This is a genomic window from Pseudoalteromonas sp. SR45-1, from assembly GCF_014163655.1.
Classification (GTDB): Bacteria; Pseudomonadota; Gammaproteobacteria; order Enterobacterales; family Alteromonadaceae; genus Pseudoalteromonas; species Pseudoalteromonas distincta.
The window spans coordinates 201420-219253 of record NZ_JACJDR010000004.1 but is presented as its reverse complement, the minus strand read 5'-3'; the positions used below and the strand labels follow the sequence as shown (position 1 = coordinate 219253).

General features: G+C 38.2%; 17 protein-coding genes. 9 read left to right on the top strand and 8 right to left on the bottom strand.

Going from position 1 to position 17834, the window contains the following annotated elements:
- Positions 1–32: 32 nt before the first annotated feature.
- Complete coding sequence (locus tag H5089_RS06465) at positions 33–713, bottom strand: SDR family oxidoreductase (protein ID WP_024597442.1); 681 nt, start codon at positions 711–713, stop codon at positions 33–35.
- A 274-nt stretch (positions 714–987) separates the two neighbouring features.
- Here H5089_RS06465 and H5089_RS06460 point away from each other — a divergent pair, with 274 nt between their 5' ends.
- Complete coding sequence (locus tag H5089_RS06460) at positions 988–1842, top strand: mechanosensitive ion channel family protein (protein WP_182696518.1); 855 nt, start codon at positions 988–990, stop codon at positions 1840–1842.
- 81 nt (positions 1843–1923) lie between these two features.
- Here H5089_RS06460 and astB read toward each other — a convergent pair whose 3' ends face one another.
- From astB to H5089_RS06445, 3 genes are all read right to left on the bottom strand, one after another.
- Positions 1924–3270 (bottom strand): N-succinylarginine dihydrolase, encoded by a 1347-nt coding sequence (gene astB, locus H5089_RS06455; protein WP_182711791.1) that lies wholly within the window; start codon positions 3268–3270, stop codon positions 1924–1926.
- Between the two features lie 637 nt (positions 3271–3907).
- A complete protein-coding gene (locus H5089_RS06450) occupies positions 3908–5014 on the bottom strand; it encodes an L-dopachrome tautomerase-related protein (RefSeq protein WP_182711790.1) in 1107 nt (368 codons plus the stop codon).
- A 45-nt stretch (positions 5015–5059) separates the two neighbouring features.
- The gene (locus tag H5089_RS06445) at positions 5060–5494 is read right to left on the bottom strand and encodes a MarR family winged helix-turn-helix transcriptional regulator (RefSeq protein WP_182711789.1); all 435 of its coding nucleotides are present in this window, start codon (positions 5492–5494) and stop codon (positions 5060–5062) included.
- Between the two features lie 123 nt (positions 5495–5617).
- Between H5089_RS06445 and H5089_RS06440 the strand changes: the two genes are divergently transcribed.
- The 5 genes from H5089_RS06440 (at position 5618) to H5089_RS06420 (ending at position 11092) form a co-directional block, all read left to right on the top strand.
- Positions 5618–6046 (top strand): organic hydroperoxide resistance protein, encoded by a 429-nt coding sequence (locus tag H5089_RS06440; RefSeq protein WP_182711788.1) that lies wholly within the window; start codon positions 5618–5620, stop codon positions 6044–6046.
- A 176-nt stretch (positions 6047–6222) separates the two neighbouring features.
- Positions 6223–6579, top strand: coding sequence for a metalloregulator ArsR/SmtB family transcription factor (locus tag H5089_RS06435; protein ID WP_004334508.1), 357 nt, complete (start codon positions 6223–6225; stop codon positions 6577–6579).
- Positions 6580–6611: 32 nt separating this feature from the next.
- Positions 6612–7622, top strand: coding sequence for an ArsJ-associated glyceraldehyde-3-phosphate dehydrogenase (locus H5089_RS06430; protein ID WP_182711787.1), 1011 nt, complete (start codon positions 6612–6614; stop codon positions 7620–7622).
- Between the two features lie 24 nt (positions 7623–7646).
- The gene (arsJ, locus tag H5089_RS06425) at positions 7647–8864 is read left to right on the top strand and encodes an organoarsenical effux MFS transporter ArsJ (RefSeq protein WP_182711786.1); all 1218 of its coding nucleotides are present in this window, start codon (positions 7647–7649) and stop codon (positions 8862–8864) included.
- 107 nt (positions 8865–8971) lie between these two features.
- A complete protein-coding gene (locus H5089_RS06420) occupies positions 8972–11092 on the top strand; it encodes a methyl-accepting chemotaxis protein (RefSeq protein WP_182711785.1) in 2121 nt (706 codons plus the stop codon).
- Between the two features lie 104 nt (positions 11093–11196).
- Here H5089_RS06420 and H5089_RS06415 read toward each other — a convergent pair whose 3' ends face one another.
- Positions 11197–11784, bottom strand: coding sequence for a TetR/AcrR family transcriptional regulator (locus tag H5089_RS06415; protein WP_004334521.1), 588 nt, complete (start codon positions 11782–11784; stop codon positions 11197–11199).
- Between the two features lie 112 nt (positions 11785–11896).
- Here H5089_RS06415 and H5089_RS06410 point away from each other — a divergent pair, with 112 nt between their 5' ends.
- Entirely contained in the window at positions 11897–12439 is a 543-nt protein-coding gene (locus H5089_RS06410; RefSeq protein WP_024595406.1) for a carboxymuconolactone decarboxylase family protein, read from the top strand.
- Between the two features lie 62 nt (positions 12440–12501).
- Here the strand turns inward: H5089_RS06410 and H5089_RS06405 are convergent, their stop codons facing one another.
- On the bottom strand, positions 12502–13032 hold the full coding sequence (locus H5089_RS06405; protein ID WP_182711784.1) for a hypothetical protein: 531 nt from the start codon (positions 13030–13032) through the stop codon (positions 12502–12504).
- Between the two features lie 51 nt (positions 13033–13083).
- Here H5089_RS06405 and H5089_RS06400 point away from each other — a divergent pair, with 51 nt between their 5' ends.
- Positions 13084–13455, top strand: a complete 372-nt coding sequence (locus H5089_RS06400; protein ID WP_182711783.1) for a DUF1294 domain-containing protein — start codon at positions 13084–13086, stop codon at positions 13453–13455.
- 64 nt (positions 13456–13519) lie between these two features.
- On the opposite strand, the gene H5089_RS06395 is transcribed toward H5089_RS06400, so the two are convergent.
- Complete coding sequence (locus tag H5089_RS06395; RefSeq protein WP_024595403.1) at positions 13520–13876, bottom strand: PEGA domain-containing protein; 357 nt, start codon at positions 13874–13876, stop codon at positions 13520–13522.
- Between the two features lie 170 nt (positions 13877–14046).
- A complete protein-coding gene (locus tag H5089_RS06390) occupies positions 14047–16020 on the bottom strand; it encodes a serine/threonine-protein kinase (RefSeq protein WP_182711782.1) in 1974 nt (657 codons plus the stop codon).
- Between the two features lie 494 nt (positions 16021–16514).
- On the opposite strand from H5089_RS06390, the gene tagH reads away from it, so the two are divergent.
- Positions 16515–17825, top strand: a complete 1311-nt coding sequence (gene tagH, locus H5089_RS06385; RefSeq protein WP_182711781.1) for a type VI secretion system-associated FHA domain protein TagH — start codon at positions 16515–16517, stop codon at positions 17823–17825.
- The last annotated feature ends 9 nt before the right edge of the window (positions 17826–17834 follow it).

Here is a 17834-nt window from a genome sequence, read left to right as displayed (position 1 = left end):
TTTACATATTCAAAATTATGAGAATAGTTTTACTAATGAGTGGGTCTTAAATGTATTTCTCTGATGTTATTACGCTGATTTGCCTCAATGGCAAATAGCACAGCATCGGCAACATCTTGCGGGTATAACTTGTCAGGTCTTGCTTCATCAGTAAAAGGGGTATTTACAGCGCCAGGGGTGATGGTTGTACAACGCCCATCCCATTCACTAATTTCTTGTGCTAGGTTTTGAGAAAAACCATAAGTAAACCATTTGCTTGCACCGTATATAGAGCCTTTAACAGCTCTGCGACCAGTTGCTGAGCTAGTAATAATAAAGTGTCCTTTGCTTTGGCGTAAATGCGGCATTGTTAGTTTTGCAGTCCACAGTAGGGCTTTAATGTTTATGTCGATCATGGTTGACCACTCATTGGGGTCGCCTTCTTCAACCCCTAAAGTGTCTAGCCCTTTACCTGCATTAGCAAAGGCAACATCTAAACGACCAAATTTTTCAATGCCTTTAGCAACTACGTTTTCAAGCGCGGTAAAGTCGGTTGCATCTGCGGCTACGCTAATGGCGTTATCTGAGCCCAATGACTCTACTAATTCAGTTAATTTATCTTCGCGTCTAGCGGTAAGTATTACTTTATGACCATTGTTAACCAGCATTTTTGCGGTTGCTTCGCCAATACCACTTGAAGCGCCGGTTATGAGTACAATTTTCTCTTTTCCCATAGATAACCTCTTTTGTGAACCTTGAAAGCTTAAAATAACCATACCAATAAACGATTAACCTATATTGAATAGGCGCTATAAATTAGCCGTAAATAGGTGGGCTCTACGTATCAAAAACCATAGTTTTAACGGTATTTTTAAAGTTGAAATAAGTGATTAAAAAAGATAGGTTTAAATTTTTTATTCTATATACTCGCGCCACTTCTTTTGAAGTCGGTTTTATTAGATTTAACCATTATTTTGCTGAGTGTCAGCAATATTTATCGGAACAAACATGAAAGATAAACTTTTAGCGTTTTGGCAAAGCCATTCAGAAACAATCATCACTTTAGGGTACAAAGTGGTTTTAGCGTTGGTGATTTTAGTTGCGAGTGCCTTAATTGCACGCTCGGTTAAAAAAGCGATTAAAAACTCTAAATCGCCATTAAAAAGGGTAGATAGTACGCTACTCCCGCTTTTATCGAGTATTGCTGGTTATTTAGTTTATATAATTGGCGGGCTATTTATTTTAGATATTTTTGGCGTAAACACGGCCAGTTTAATTGCGCTAATGGGTGCTGCTGGTTTAGCGATTGGTTTAGCCCTTAAAAATACGCTGAGCAATATTGCTGCGGGTATTATGCTGCTAATACTCAGACCTTTTAAAATAGGCGATTTTGTTGATGCCAGTGGCACACTAGGTACTGTGAGTGAAATAAACCTATTTACCACTATTTTTAAAACCACCGACGGTCTTTATATAGCATCGCCTAACGGCAAAGTGTGGGGTGGCAATATTAAAAACTTTACCCGTAATGGTAAAAGACGAATGGACATAGTGGTGGGGATTTCGTATGCCGACTCTATTGACGTTGGCTTAAATGTACTCAAAGAATTAGCGGCATCAGAGAGCCGGTTACTCGCAGAGCCTGCACCTAAAGTAATGGTGACATCAATAGGCGAAAGCGCAGTGAACATTCAATTACGTGCGTGGGCTGTTAATGGTGATTATTGGCAAACTGTGTGGGATTTAAATAAACGTGTTAAAGAAGCAATTGAAGATGCTGGGCTGAGTATTCCGTTTCCGCAGCGTACGCTGCATATATCTGAGTCTATGGCATCGGCCATAACTGTTAACAAAGATACTTAAATATGTATTAACATAAACACAAATAAAAATAGCGAGTCTTGGCTCGCTATTTTTGTATTCGTCTTTGTGTAGGCTGAGGTATTAACGCTCTAATTGAAAGTCGTACACTGAACCTAAATTAAGTAATTGCGTTAGCTCATCAAGTGCTTGGTAGCTTTCGGTGAGTAGGGCTGAGTCTGCAAAGTCACTTGCGCCTAATTTGTCGCGGTAGTTACGTTTTGCCCAGTCACACAGTTGTGTGTATTTAGTATCAGTTAAAATAACCTCAGGGTTTACCGCTGCAAGTTCTTGTTCGTTAAGGGCTACACGTAAACGCAAGCAAGCTGGGCCGCCGCCATTTTGCATACTTTGGCGTAAATCAAAAAACTGCACTTGGTTTACTGGGTTATCAGCCATAATCATTTCTTCAATGTAGGCGTTAACCGCGCTGTTGCGTTTACACTCTTGTGGTGCCACTAACAGCATTGAACCATCTTCAAGGCTCACTAACTGGCTATTAAATAAGTAACTACTTACAGCATCGGAAATACTTACTTTGTCGGTAGGTACTTCAATAATGTAAAATTCTTTATTGCCTACATACGCTTCGCGAATATCTTGCAGTGCCAGTGCTTGGTTTAAAAATGCTTGCTGGTGGCACAGTAATACGTTGGCGTTACCTACTGCAATTACATCGTTATGAAACACGCCTTGATCTATTACGTCTGGATTTTGCTGTAGTAAAATTTGGCTTGAATCTTTTAAGTTATGTAAACGGCAAATTGCTTCTGAGGCTTCTAGAGTTTGCCTTGCAGGAAATTTAGCTGGTTTTGGTAATTGGCTGTTAAACGCGCTGGCACCAAATACAAACATTTCAAGGCCTTGCTCGCCGTGGCTGTCACAAAAACGAGTATGGTTTGCTGCACCTTCGTCGCCAAAAAAGCCTTGGTCTGGTAAATGGGTATGGTGCGCAAAGTATTTGTCGTTATTAAACATCGCTTTTAATAAGCGCGTAGTGGTTGCAGGCTCTAATGAACGATGAAACTTATTATTTAAATTAGCTGAAGTAAAATGTACTTTGCCGTCGGTTGTATCAGGAGATGGCGATACCGTAGCGGCATTGGCAGTCCACATTGCAGACGCTGAATAACACGCGCGTAATAAAATTGGGTCAGCTTTAAATGCTTTATGAATTACTTGTGCATCATTACCGGTAAAGCCTAAGCGGCGCAGTACGTTTAAGTCGGGGCGCGCATGAGGGGCAAATACACCTTGAGTTAGGCCTTTGTCGTGCATGGCTTTCATTTTTTCAAGGCCTTGAAGCACGGCCTCTTGAGGATTTGAAAAGCTTGCTGCGTTATTTAACGAGGCAACATTACCATACGATAAACCAGCGTAGTTGTGAGTAGGGCCAACTAAGCCATCAAAATTAACTTCCAAAGCGTGCATACACGTTCCAACTAAAAATTTTCAATAGGATGCAACAATACAACGCAATAGGGCTGCTTGCAAAGTTATAAACGCAGTGTTTTTACTAATTTTTTCGATGTTTTTAAATGTGGCGTTTATTACAAGGGGGTTGTTTTAATATTGAACGATTAATTTGAAGTTTAATTAAAATGTACACATAAATTTCATAGTGTGCAAAAGCTTAGCCTAAAGTAGGTTTATACATTTAAGCTTTATGCCAAGCCTTTACACAATACGATGTTACTTAACATAGACGCGCTCTTTATCAGCGGTGGTATGGGTATTTGTTGGATCATTAACTTGCCAAACGCTAATATCTAAACGCCATAAAAGGTAAAGGGTATGGTATAAGTTGAACATGGTTTTTCCTTGGTATTTTCACTGAACACATCAGTTTATTGGAAGAAGTATGCCAACATTAACTTGAATATTTTATGAATAGAAATCAGGTATTTAGTATTTAAGTGTAAATACGTACTAAAGGATTAGCACCAAAGCGGTGAAGTATTTTTAAAATATGCACCAGTGTGGTGTGTTTTTAACAAAAAGCCCTGCAACTATTAGGTCACTTAAATGTGCAAGGCTTTTTAAAAAATGTAGTCACTTAAAAAGAAAATTAGCGGCCTACTTTTCCTTTTACTAAAGGCTCGAACGACATTACTTTAAACTTACCGTGGCTTTGATTTTTGCCATTATTAAGTACAGGCGAATTATGTAAATCGTCAACGGTAAAGTATATTTTATGATCGGCTCCGTAACTAAAGCCATCAGGCCAGCTTAAGCGTTCGTCCTTAAATAATACTTCGTAGTTGCCAGTGGGTTTAACTACGCCAATTGCGCCATTGGTTATGTCGGTTACATATATGTTACCGCCGCCATCAACAATAATACCGTCTGAAATTGGCTTAGTGCCGTAACGCGTAACTTTGTCTTCAAGCGCTTTAGCCGAAAGGCTCTCGTTATTTATATCGCTGGTGGCAATGCGGTAAACCGATGTACCCGACATTGAGCCAAAGTAAAGCCAGTCTTCGTTAGGGTCAAGCGTAATAGGGTTAACACCTAAGCGGGCTGGTTGTCCGCCAAGGCTCATTATGCGCCCATCAATAACCATATCGATATTTTCGGCGGTGGTGTAATGGCTATTTTGTAACACTCTGCGTGCGACACCTGTTTTAAGGTTTACCGTAATAATAGCGGCTTGGCTGCCTTGGGCTGTGTCGGCAATGTATACAACGCCATGTTTATTATCGATGACTAAATCGTTTAAAAACGAGGTGTCGGTAATGGTTGGTTTAGCCAGATAAATGATTTTATGTAGTTGCTCTTTGTTTGTATCCCAACCTACTAAGCGCCCAGCGTGATCGGGCCCTGAAGTGTCGAGCATCCATAATACACCATCGCTTGATACGTTTATGCCAAGTACGTCGTAAAAACCTTTACCGTTATTGTACGCGTATGCCCACTCTTCATTAGGATAGGGCTTAGTTGTACCATCGCTTAAAAGCTCCATAATTTTTTGCTTTTGGCCAAAAAAGCCATGCACAGATAAAAACTTTCTGCCCGATGGGGTAATAGCAATGTTGCCCGGAGGGTGCTGCGCATCAAAGGTGGCTACTGTTTTTAAATCAGCATTTTGGCCAGCGGTGTTAGCAGTTACAGCGTTGCTACCTAAAAGTGCCGTGCTACACGCCGCTGCTAATAGTAGTTTTTTAATATGAGTCATTTTTAAAACCTTTTAAAACACGTTTATTGTTTAAAAATTAAGAGCCTAATCGGCTAAGTCGTTTACTACTAAATCGAGCAGCAGCATCAACTGTTTCGCTTGTGTTGCATCTACACTATCAAATTTACATAAAATATTTTTAGGAATATCGGCTGCTTTTAACTTAAGTGATTGGCCATGCTTGGTTAGCTGAACTAGGCGTTTGCGTTTGTCGTGCTCATCTTTAATAACAGCCAGTAATGATTTGTCGCTCATTTTTTTGAGTATTTGGGTCATTGCACCGCCATCTATCGCGGTTTTATCTATTAGCTCTGCAATTGTTATTTCGTCTTGCTCCCACAGCGCCATCATTACTACGTATTGCGGATAAGTTAAATTTAGCTCGTTTAAAGGCTCGCGATACGCACGCGCAATGCTGTTAGATGCCATATATAACCGATGACATAACTGATTTTTTAACTTTAATTGCTCAAACGGCATAACGTTATCCTTTATTTTGATACATGGTATTTTAATTTGCATGCAAAGTATTTGCAATCTCTAATTACTTGTTCTATTATTTTGCATACAAACTAAATTAATTACTAAACTTTGGAGTTCATTATGAATGTATTACAAAACGTAGCTTATACAGCAAAAGCAACTGCAACTGGCGGCCGCGAAGGCGTAGCTAAATCTGATGATGGTCGTTTAGATGTAAAGCTATCAACACCTAAAGGTTTAGGCGGAGACGACGGTAAAGGCACTAACCCTGAGCAATTATTTGCCGCAGGTTATGCTGCGTGTTTTATTGGCGCACTAAAATTTGTAGCAGGTAGCGAAAAAATAGATTTACCAAGCGACACACATATTGACTCACAAGTATCTATTGGCGCGATTGAAGGCGGTTTTGGTATTGCAGTAAAACTTGCTGTGTCACTAGGTGATATGGATAAAGCTGCAGCGCAGGAGCTTGTAGATAAAGCGCACCAAGTATGTCCATATTCAAACGCAACACGTGGCAATATTGAAGTAGAGCTTTCAGTTATTTAATTAATTGCTAAGTTAACTAATACTGTAATAGCCCAGTGGTTTTGCCACTGGGCTTTTTTGTGCGTGGAGTTTAATAAAAATGAGTCGTTAAATAAATATGCAAAAAATCATATATTCACTATTCCATATGTTCTGTTTTTGTTTTATTGTATGTGCACTAACACAGTGAGGACAGTATGGAACAATTCAACCCACTCCAATTTTATAAATGCCTAGCAGACGATACGCGTTTAAAGGCAATGCTATTAATTAGCCATCAAGAAGAGCTATGTGTATGCGAACTGGTTGCTGCACTTGAGTTAAGCCAGCCTAAAGTGTCTCGCCATTTAGCGCAGTTAAGACAATGCGGATTATTGAGCGACCGAAAACAAAATCAATGGGTTTATTACAGTATTAATAAAGCTCTGCCAGAGTGGGCTAAAAATGTATTAACGCAAACCCTGACTGCTAACCCTTCATTTTATGAAAACGATTTAACGCGCTTAAATGTTATGGGTAATCGCCCTGAACGTATTACTAGCTGCTGCAACTAACTAATGAATTAACTTATTAAAGGTATTTAATTATGACTATTAAAGTAGGTATTAACGGATTTGGCCGTATGGGGCGTTTAACACTGCGTGCAGCAGTTGATTGGCCAGAAATAGAGTTTATTAAAGTAAACGATGTAGCGGGCGATGCTAAAACCCACGCACATATAATTGAGTTTGACTCAGTACACGGACGTTTAGCACAACAGGTTTCTAGTGACGATAATAGCTTTAGTGTGGGTAAACACACGATTGCAGTTACCAACAACAAAACCATAAACGAAACTGATTGGTCTGATTGCGATGTAGTAATAGAAGCCAGCGGTAAAATGAAAACCACCGAGCTGTTAAATCAATATTTAGCGCAAGGTGTTAAGCGTGTTGTGGTAACCGCACCTGTAAAAGAAGACGGTATTTTAAATGTAGTAGTGGGTGTAAACGATGATCTTTATAACCCAAGTGAGCATAAAATTGTTACAGCCGCCTCGTGTACTACTAACTGTTTAGCGCCAATAGTAAAAGTACTGCAAGAAAAAGTGGGTATTAAGCACGGCTCAATGACAACGATTCACGACATTACTAATACCCAAACGATTATTGATGCCCCTCATAAAGATTTACGCCGTGCGCGTTCGTGCGGTACAAGTTTAATACCTACTACAACCGGTAGTGCAACTGCTATTACGCATATTTTTCCTGAGCTTAAAGGTAAATTAAACGGCCATGCCGTGCGTGTACCTCTTACTAACGCATCAATTACCGATTGTGTTTTTGAGCTCGAGCGAGGTGTTACACAAGACGAAGTAAACACGTGGTTTAAAGACGCTGCAAATAACGAGCTACAAGGTATTTTAGGCTACGAAGAAAAGCCGCTTGTATCTATAGATTACAAAACAGATCCGCGCAGCTGCACTATTGATGCGCTTTCAACCATGGTAATTAACAACACTCAACTTAAACTATACGCTTGGTACGATAACGAGTGGGGTTATGCAAACCGTACTGCTGAGCTAATGCTTAAAGTTGCACAAAGTGATTTGGTTTAATCTCGTTTAAAAAGGTTTAACGCTATGTTTGCGCAGTTGGCTAACTTACCGAGCTCTATAAAACAATATTTAATAATTACTGGTAACTATTGGGCATTTACTTTAACTGATGGTGCGCTACGCATGTTGGTGGTGCTGTATTTTCATCAGTTAGGTTATGGTGCATTTGCGATAGCCATGTTGTTTTTGTTTTATGAAATATTTGGGGTGATCACCAATTTAGTAGGTGGTTGGCTTGGCGCGCATTTAGGGTTGAACAAAACCATGAATGTAGGGCTTGGGCTACAACTTGTAGCTTTAGCCATGCTTTGCGTGCCAGGGGATTGGCTAACCGTTGCCTATGTTATGGCAGCGCAAGCACTGAGTGGCATAGCAAAAGACTTAAATAAAATGAGTGCAAAGAGCGCCATTAAGTATTTAGTACCGCAAGACGATGCAGGGCAAAGCCAATTATATAAATGGATTGCCATACTTACCGGCTCTAAAAATGCTTTAAAAGGGGTGGGCTTTTTTTTAGGCGGCTTATTACTAACTGTATTTGGTTTTGTGGGGGCATTAATAAGTCTAATTATTTTACTTAGTGTTGCGTGGGTTATTAGTTTAATTTTTTTAAAAGGCGATATTGGTAAAGCTAAAAACAAACCTAAGTTTAAAGAATTATTTTCTAAATCGCGGGCAATTAACTTACTTAGCGCAGCGCGTTTATGCTTGTTTTCAGCGCGCGATGTATGGTTTGTAGTTGCACTACCTGTTTACTTAGCCGCTCAGTTTAACTGGGATCATTGGTGGGTCAGCGGTTTTATGGCTTCGTGGGTAATTGCTTATGGGCTGGTGCAATCGCAAGCACCGCGAATAACTGGGCAAGGTGATTCAACTTCACATTCGGTCAAAAAAGCATACTGGTGGGTTGCTTTATTAAGTGGTGTAACTGGCATTTTGGCGTTGTTGATGCAATTGGATATAGCGGTACATTTTACGCTTGTAATAGGCTTACTTATTTTTGGTGGAGTATTTGCTGTAAATTCATCGCTGCATAGTTACTTAATAGTAAGTTTTGCTAAAAATGATGGGGTGTCACTAGACGTTGGCTTTTATTATATGGCCAATGCGATAGGGCGTTTGCTTGGTACGGTGCTTTCTGGTTGGGTTTTTCAAGTATATGGGCTTAGTGCGTGTTTATGGGTAAGTGTGTGTTTATTAGTTTTAGCCGCAATTACAACAGCACGGTTAGCTAAACTTTAAAAAATCCAACGTATTGTATTAAATTCAATTTGTTTAACGATATTCATAGCTTCGTTGGTTAGATCTACTAAACTGTATCAGTAGTTTTAATTTAAAGGGTGTAATGAATGCGAGAAATATCGTTAGCAAAAAAGTTACTCTGGCTTAGTGTCGGTAGTATATTTATAACTGTACTAGTGTTATCAGGCGTTTTGTGGTGGCAGTTATCATCAAGTAATAAGCAGTTAGCGACTAAATCTGAAGAGTACATTACTGTAGAAGTAGAAGAAAAGCTTAATGCTCATGCAGCTGGATACGGAGAAAAAATTGCAGGCTTTATTAATGAAGCTTACCGCATTCCTTATTCATTAGCGGCTTTATTAGGTGACGCAGCCAAAAGCGAAACCCTGAGCCGCGATACAGTAGTAAGTATTAACCGCTCGATGTTAGAGCAAAATACTCTGCTTTCTTCTATATATTCGCAATTTGAGCCTAATGCTTTTGATGGGCAAGATTCGAGCTTTAAACAAGGTTACAAACATTCGGTTAATGGTAATGGCACCTTAGAGGTGTATATAACTCGCGACCAAAACGGCGTAATTGAACAGCAAAAAGTAGCCAACGCTGCCGATAAATATATTACCTCTTTAAATGAATTTGGTATTCGTGAAGCGCATTGGTATTTGTGTGCAAAAGACACGCTTAAGCCTTGTATTATGGAACCGTATTTATACGAAATCCCATCGGGCGACTCAGTAATGCTAACGTCGTTAACTGTGCCTATTTTAAAGTCAGGTCAGTTTATTGGTTTAGCCGGCGTTGATTTAACGCTCCCAACTTTTCAGGGCTTAACCGAAAAGCTGTCGAGCGAGCTTTACAACGGCCAAGCAAAAGTAACACTTTTAAGTGATATAGGTTTAATTGTAGGCAGCAGTCACTATAAGTCTAAATTAGGCCGCCCATTTAAAGAAGCGGTTAGTAGCAACACTTACAGTGAGCTGGTTAAATTTAAAGGCCAACATGGCCTCTTTAAAACGCCTAGCGAGTATTTAGTTAACTACCCAATTAATATTAAGCTAGCTAACACTCAGTGGTCATTAATCATAGAAGTACCTACAGATCTAGCACTTGCAGGGCCTGAAGCGCTAGAAAAAAACATGCAAGAAACAGCAACATCACTCAGATTTATTATTTTAATAACAGGCTTAGTAATTGCTGTGGTTGCTTTTGTTATTATGAAATTAGTAATAGCAGGTGTAATAGCGCCGCTACAGAAAATTCAACAACGTGTAGATAACCTTGCAAGTTCAGAAGGCGATTTAACGCATACACTTCATGTTGAAACCCATGCAGAGCTAATTGCTTTAGCTGGTGGGTTTAATCGATTTTTAGCAAAGCTACGTGATTTAATTTCTGAGCTTAAAACGGTGTCTGATCAAACCAAGCAGCAAGGCGAAATAGCACAACACATAGCTATTGATACAAAGCATAATGTGCAATCTCAATTTCAAGAAATTGAAAGTGTGGTAACGGCTATGAACGAAATGAGCGCAACAGCACTTGAAGTCGCCAGAGCATCAGAGCAATCAGCCCAACAAGCCGATGAAATAAATAGCTTGGTAGTAAGCAGTGAGTCGAGCTTGTCATCAGCGATGACGCAAGTTAAAACGATGTCTGAAGAAATTAAAGAAGCTAACCAAGCCGTTGAAAAAGTTGCTTCGCGTAGTAAAGACATTACGCAAATATTAGATGTAATTCGTACTATTTCAGAACAAACAAATTTACTTGCACTTAACGCTGCTATTGAAGCTGCGCGCGCTGGTGAACATGGGCGCGGCTTTGCCGTTGTTGCCGATGAAGTACGTGCACTTGCTTCTAAAACGCGTTCATCAACAGACGACATAAGCCAGCTAATTGATAGTTTATTATCTGAAGTAGGTAACGCATCTACCGTTATTGAAAAAGGCGTAGTACGTGCACAAAATGCCGTTGATGAAACATCAGTAGCTTTTGATGCTCTGCACAGTGTTGTTGTTAAAGTTGATGAAATAACCAATCAAATTACACATATTGCCACCGCTGCTGAAGAGCAAAGTTTAGTAACTGAAGAAATAAACCGTAATTTAACGCTTATCTCTGATGCCGCATCGCAACTTGCTGACTTATCTACACAAGCAGGGGATAGCAGCGAAGCGCTTAATGCACTCGTTGCCCAGCAAGATAATGAACTTAATAAGCTTAAAACGTAACTTACAAATTAAGTTTTAAGCACAAAAAAAATGGCCAGTTAATACTGGCCATTTTTATTTAGTAGAATAAATGTAACTTGTTGGGAATGCTCGATAACTGCTATTTATAACTTTTTAATCAACATAAACATTTGGTTGATCATTGGCTCAGCAAATTGCTCTACATTAGGACGATTAAAATAACCGCGTAAACCTGTAAATTGCACTTGAAAAAAGCGCGCATATTCAACAGCGGTCAACGTGTTACTTAACTCACCTTTGTTTATTGCTTGGTTAAATAATTGCGTTAAATAAGCTTCAAATTGAGCCGTTAAATCTAAGCTTAGCTCATACAGGTTTGAATCTTTTTCTGCAAACTCGCTGTTTGCTTTAACTAGCATACAAATAGCGCTTGGACTGCAATCTTTTGTTTTAATTACCACGTTTTCAACAAACGCACGTAATCCACCAAGTACTGTATCGGCACTTGATAAAAACCCTTCTATTTGGGTTTTCATTTGTACGGTGTAATCTTTCAGCGATTCGCAGTATAGGCCTTCTTTAGAGCCAAACGCAGAGTAAATACTACCTGGGCGCATATTAACGGCTTCTTGTAAGTCACGCGTTGAGGTTGCATGAAAACCTTTTTGCCAAAATAGCTGACTAGCAACGCGAACTACATTCTCGCGTTCAAATTTAACCTTATTAGCCATATCATTCTCAATCAATTTGAACATTTGCTCAATTTTAACTTGAACAGTCGCTCAAAATCAAATACTATGTGTCTCGAAGTTACTTAAAACTATTAATTATTAGGAGCTAACCATGGCCGAATTTACTTTATACACTCAAGAAAACGCACCAGAAGAAGCAAAACCGTTACTAGCTGATTCAGTAGCAGCATTTGGTATGCTTCCTAACTTACATGCAGTAATGGCTGAAGCACCAACATTACTTAAAGGTTACCAAGTACTGCATGAGTTGTTTCAAAAAACATCATTCAACGCAGAAGAGCTAACAGTAGTATGGCAATCAATTAACGTAGAGCACGACTGTCATTACTGTGTACCTGCTCACAGTGGTATTGCAGCGGCAATGAAGGTTGATCAAGGTATTGTTGACGCACTTGTTAACAAAACACCACTTGAAAACCCTAAGCTAGAAACTCTTCGTGAAACTACACTTGCAATGACACGTGAACGTGGCGTGATCAGCGATGAGCAAATCGAAAAATTCTTTGCCGCAGGTTACGCTAAGCAACAGCTACTTGAAATTATTGTAGGCTTGTCTCAAAAAGTAATGAGCAACTACACTAATCACCTTGCTGATACACCAGTAGACGCTGCATTTAAAAAATACGTAAAATAAATACGGTTTTATAAATGACAAAAGGCAGCCTAGGCTGCCTTTTTTGTACTTTTAAATCACAGCTATTTAAACTTAACCGTTTTTGTACTGCGTGTATAAATACGTTGTTCGGGCTTTGTCCACTCACCCTTTTTAAGGTAAGAGGTCGATACAAGAAATTTATCGTCTTTTAGTTCACTCATCGATTTAACCTTTGTAATACCATCTTGGCTACCAGTTACATCTTCATAAGCTACAAATTGAGTGGGGCTGAGGACTTTCATAGTCCCTTTTGTATAAAACCCTGCTGTTGTGAAATAGTAAAATACCAAAGACTCTTTTTTACTGTCGTAAAAAATCATCGACTCGCCGCCATACTCACCTTCATTAATAGAGTGCTTGGTATGTATCGCTTTACCGTTTAAAGCACGCTCCCAACGGCCAACATCTTGTATTTTTTTAGCACCTTCAGGTACTTTAAAGTCAGCCTGCCAAGTTCCTAAATAGGGCTTAAATACGGCAAGTTCTTTATCAAGGTTGGTGGATGTATCGGATGCATAGCTACTAAATGTTAATAAGCATAAGACTAAGAATATCGCTTTAAAATATGTCATAATTTGGCTCTTGTTTTTGTAATACCAATGCCAAGTATAGGCGATAATTAATTGATAAAGAAAATATTAATCACATTCTCATTACTTTATTTAGCCGCCATTTGGCAGGCTTACCTACTGCAATACTTACCTGTTTATATACCTATATATGTACCTGGTTATATAAGTGTATTAAGTGCTATCACTTTTTTAATGTACGCGTGGGATAAGCGACAAGCTAAGCGCTCTTCACATAAAAAAGTAAACCGCACGCCAGAGCGCACACTGCAACTACTTGCATTATTTGGAGGATGGCCGGGGGCATTACTTGCTCAACAATTACTTCGTCATAAATCACAAAAGCGACGTTTTATAGTGGTGTTGTGGTTATGTATTTTAATAAATGTAGGGGCTGTGGGGAGTTTATTATATTATTTGGTGTAGTTTAAAATTATGCCTTTAATACATGTGAAATGTTTAAAGGCATAATTAAAGTTTAGATACTGGACTAGTTAGCCGCTTCAGTTGCTGCTACTTCATCTAAATTTACTGTTAAAATTGTCTTTTTATCGACTACAACCCACTTGCGGTAAGTTAAGTAACCTGGCTTGCTTACTTCAACGTCGTACTTACCTTCTTTAAGTTCAATGGCATCTTGGTACACAGGCGCAATGTTCATAATGCGTACGCGTGCATCACTAGGGTTAGTGATTACAGTTAATGAAATAGGTGCTACAGCTTCGACAATTTCTTCTTGTACTTGAACTGCTTCTTCTTTTGCAAGTTGCTGCGTTTCATCTACAGACGATGTAGTTGAACAACCACTTAGTATTAGTAATGCCGCTAGTGCGCTTATCTTTTTCATAGGTACTCCATAAACTCATTTAAATAGTGATAATTACGAAAAATCTTGGAGGAGTTTATGCAAAATGATCGCTCAACCCGTCGTCCTTGACCTTCGTTTGTTAAAACAAAACGTTTGTTAGTTTAATATATTTTTAGTTATTTGGTGATGCTCTCGCAATAAATAGTTTTTTAAAGCATTACATTATCAAGAGACTGAGTAATAGCTTCGCTTCTTTCAACTAGTTGCTCTGCTGTACGGTACATCTTTCTTTTCATTAACGTATTTGCCATAGTGATATAACGTCTAGATAATTCTTGTTTTAAAGAAACGAGTAATGAAAAGTCTTTAGGTAATGTTGCAGACTCGGTATTGATTAATTCTTCAAAATCTAATAAATCTCTGTACTCTTCAATCGTCTCTAGTTTTTGTGTGTATCTATCAAATCTAGGACCGTAAAATACGACGGCATCTTCAGTAGGAAAATCAGCTGGTTCACCTAGGTTTACTTTCTTTTGGTAAAGCGTTAAAGCATCTATCGCCGACTCTCTTTTTAGAAGGTCTGCAAAGCCAAGTTCATTTTTTTGATTATTGGTGAAAATAGCTTTACCAACATTAAGTAAAGATTTTTGCGTGATAACATCATCTTCTTCAATCGCTTTATCTAAGGCAAGTTTATAGTTATCAAAATGCACTTCAGACGGGCGATAAACGTAGGTGCTATCGACTACACTTAAATCATTGATTAATTGTGGAATACTATTATTGTCCAGTTCACTATAGCGAGATTGCTCAAGTAACAAATCAATACGAGAAGTAATATCTGAGATTATTGATTGACGCTCTCTTAAAATGCTTTCGAGTTGTACCGATAGCTTTTCTGAATCTGGGTAATACTCCAAGGCTTTACTATAAACATTAATTGTTTCATCAAAGTCTTTAAACTTGTTAGCGCTTGTATTGATTTGATTCGCTCTGTAATCAAAACTTTGTAGAATATTAGCTTGATTAGATCTTAATAATCCCTGTTTTAATACTTCGTATTGAGGTGGGATTTCTGCAAGCTTGTTTAGAATCTCCGGCCCATCCCAAGACATCCATGTTTCTACTTGTTGGTTAATTGCTTTTGCATTATCTAATTTTGCTTCAAGCTGCTTTATATTATTTGTATTTGATAGATAGTACTGACTAGCCAAAAGGGCTAACACAACAGTACTGGCTGCAAGTGCTATTGCCGGTTTAAAGTTACTTTGAAGCTTATCTAAAGCAGGCTTTAACGAATCAGTTCTTTTTGCTGCATCTAAAGAAATTGCTTTATTAAGTGTGCCCCATAACCATAAAGGGCAGTTACTAGGACGTTTTGCCGATGTATCTTTAGGTAGTGTGTCTGCTGCAACACGATTATATGGATGTTTGCTACTTAATAACTCTAGGGCAATACACGCATAAGAAAAAACGTCATCTTTAACGGATGCTGCAGCACCTTTTAATTGTTCAGGACTTGCATAGGTTGGCGTATAACCTCCTACAGTGCCTAGGCTTGATTCACTATTAACTGCATAGGCATCTTCAATGGTTTTGTGTTTAGCAATACCAAAGTCAAGTACCTTGAGGCTACCATTTGAATCGAAGATTATATTCGATGGCTTTAAATCGTTATGAATGACGCCACGAGAATGGGCATAAATTAAAGCATCGGCAAGTTGATTAAGAATCACGCTCGCTTTTTTGAAAACCATTCCAGAGGGTTTGTTGCGTTTAATTATTTGCTCTAGCGTTTCGCCTTCTACTAATTCCATGGTTACGTAATGTAAACCGTTATCAGAACCTGCAGAATATACTTTTACAATATTTGGATGGGAGAGCTGTTGTGTTTTAGTTGTTTCATCCTTAAGAAGTGAAATAGCTTCTTCAGAATGAGAAAACTCTTCTAATAATACTTTAATCGCTACGAAAACTTCAGGACGACTCGCACTTTCTAAAAATAAATCTCTGGCTCGGTAAATGTAACACATGCCACCTTGGCCAATAAGTTCTTCAACTAAGTAGCGATCCGAAACTTTTTTACCAATAAGGTTTAATTTATTTATTGCTTTTGACGTGCGAAGATTTGAGTCAAGCGAAGCTATCTGCGTTTTATCATTAGAACTGTTGACACCGCTCATTATAAATCCTTTTATTGTGTATATTAAAATAATCGCAAAGGTGAGTTTTTTATTTTTATCAATTCTCCCTTTGATAAGCGTTGTATTTTTACAAAAATTAGCCAACTTAGCAATGTTTCTAAAGCAGAACTTTCGTACAAAACTTTAAAAAATTAAGGGCTTTTATATTAATTATTGAAATATCGTTTATTTACTGTTTATTTTTATAAACAGTGTAAGCCTACAGGCATTGTTTTGTAACACTTCTAGGGGCTTAAAATGAATAAAATGTAATGCTAATTATTAAATAGCAATTTTTTTAAATGGGAACATACAAAATATTTTTTGTAAGCTTTGAAAGGGCTTTTTTATAGAGGTTTTGTTTAATTTAATTTATTTAAATTTGAGCTTTTGTATGGTTGAGTATATTTTTATATATTAATTTCAATGTTGACAATAGTTTCTCTTCTACTTTATCCTAATGAGAATGTAGATTTATGGGACTAACTTATCAAATGGAACTGATACTAAACATCACTAGTTATCATAGACTCTCTCCAGAAATTGAAGCAACTAAAACAGTAAAAGACTCTCTAATATTTGGCCGTTCAGAAGCATGTGATTGGCATTTTCCTGATCCTGAAAAAATCATTTCTAGTAAGCACGGACGCATAGTTAAAGAGGGCGACTTTTTTTATGTTTACGATACATCTACAAATGGTACTTTTGTAAATTTTGGTGTGGCTCCATTAGGTCAAGGCAATAAACAACGCTTGTCAAATAGTGATACGATCACTGTGGGTGATTTTCAGATAGAGGTAAAATTAGCTACTAATGAAAAAACAGCTGATACCGATTATGGTAATTTAAGCGCTGCAGCTAGTATTAGCAAAGAGCCAGAAAGGTCTTATCAGCATCCTACGGAGCATTTTTCTGAGCCAGAACAGTACTTTAATGAATCAATAATGGATGAGTCTATGCCTGCAGTTTCTATGACTCAGGCCAGTGACCTTAATTCAGCTAACCAAATACCGGAAAACTGGGATGAGCTTGCTCACTTAATGAACCCAGAAGCTGTAACTCAACAAGCACCCGTTGTAAGGAAACCACAACAAAAACCAACTGTTGAGCAGCAAACTTCAGTTAATACACCAGTACTAGATACGCCTGTAACTAAACCTCAAGCAGTAAAACCTGTTCATAAACCAGTAGTGCAAAAAAATCCAACATCGCTTAGTGAAGATACCGCTTTAACTGATGCTTTTTTAAACGGACTGGGGGTTAAAGCTGAGTTACAAAACTCATTAAACTCACAAGAACTTTGGTTTGAAATGGGCCAAGGGTTAAATCTATTACTGACCGAGTTGATGGAGTCTCTTCGCCAAAGAGCGCTTGTAAAAAACCAATTGCGTTTAAACCAAACGATGTTTCAAACTCAACAAAATAACCCAATTAAGTTTTCGGCAGATATTGATGACGTTATTCAGAATTTATTCATCAGAAATAGTGCAAGCTTCCTGTCGTCTCAAGAATCAATCAAAGAAAGCTTTGTTGATACGCGAAGACATGAACATGCTTTATTAGCAGGAGCTGACGGCGTATTAAAAGGGATGTTAGAGCAAGTTTCTCCCCAACATATAAATCAACAAATAAATGATAATTCTAACGTATTAAAAATCATCCCTGGTCAAACAGAGGCTAAGTGCTGGAAGCTATACAAAAATTTATATGATGAGTTATCTCATGATGTAAATAGTAAGGGAGCTATGGCGTTGTCAGATGATTTCTTAAAAGCATACAACGATAGAATTAAAGAATCGTTCTAGAAAGGAAAG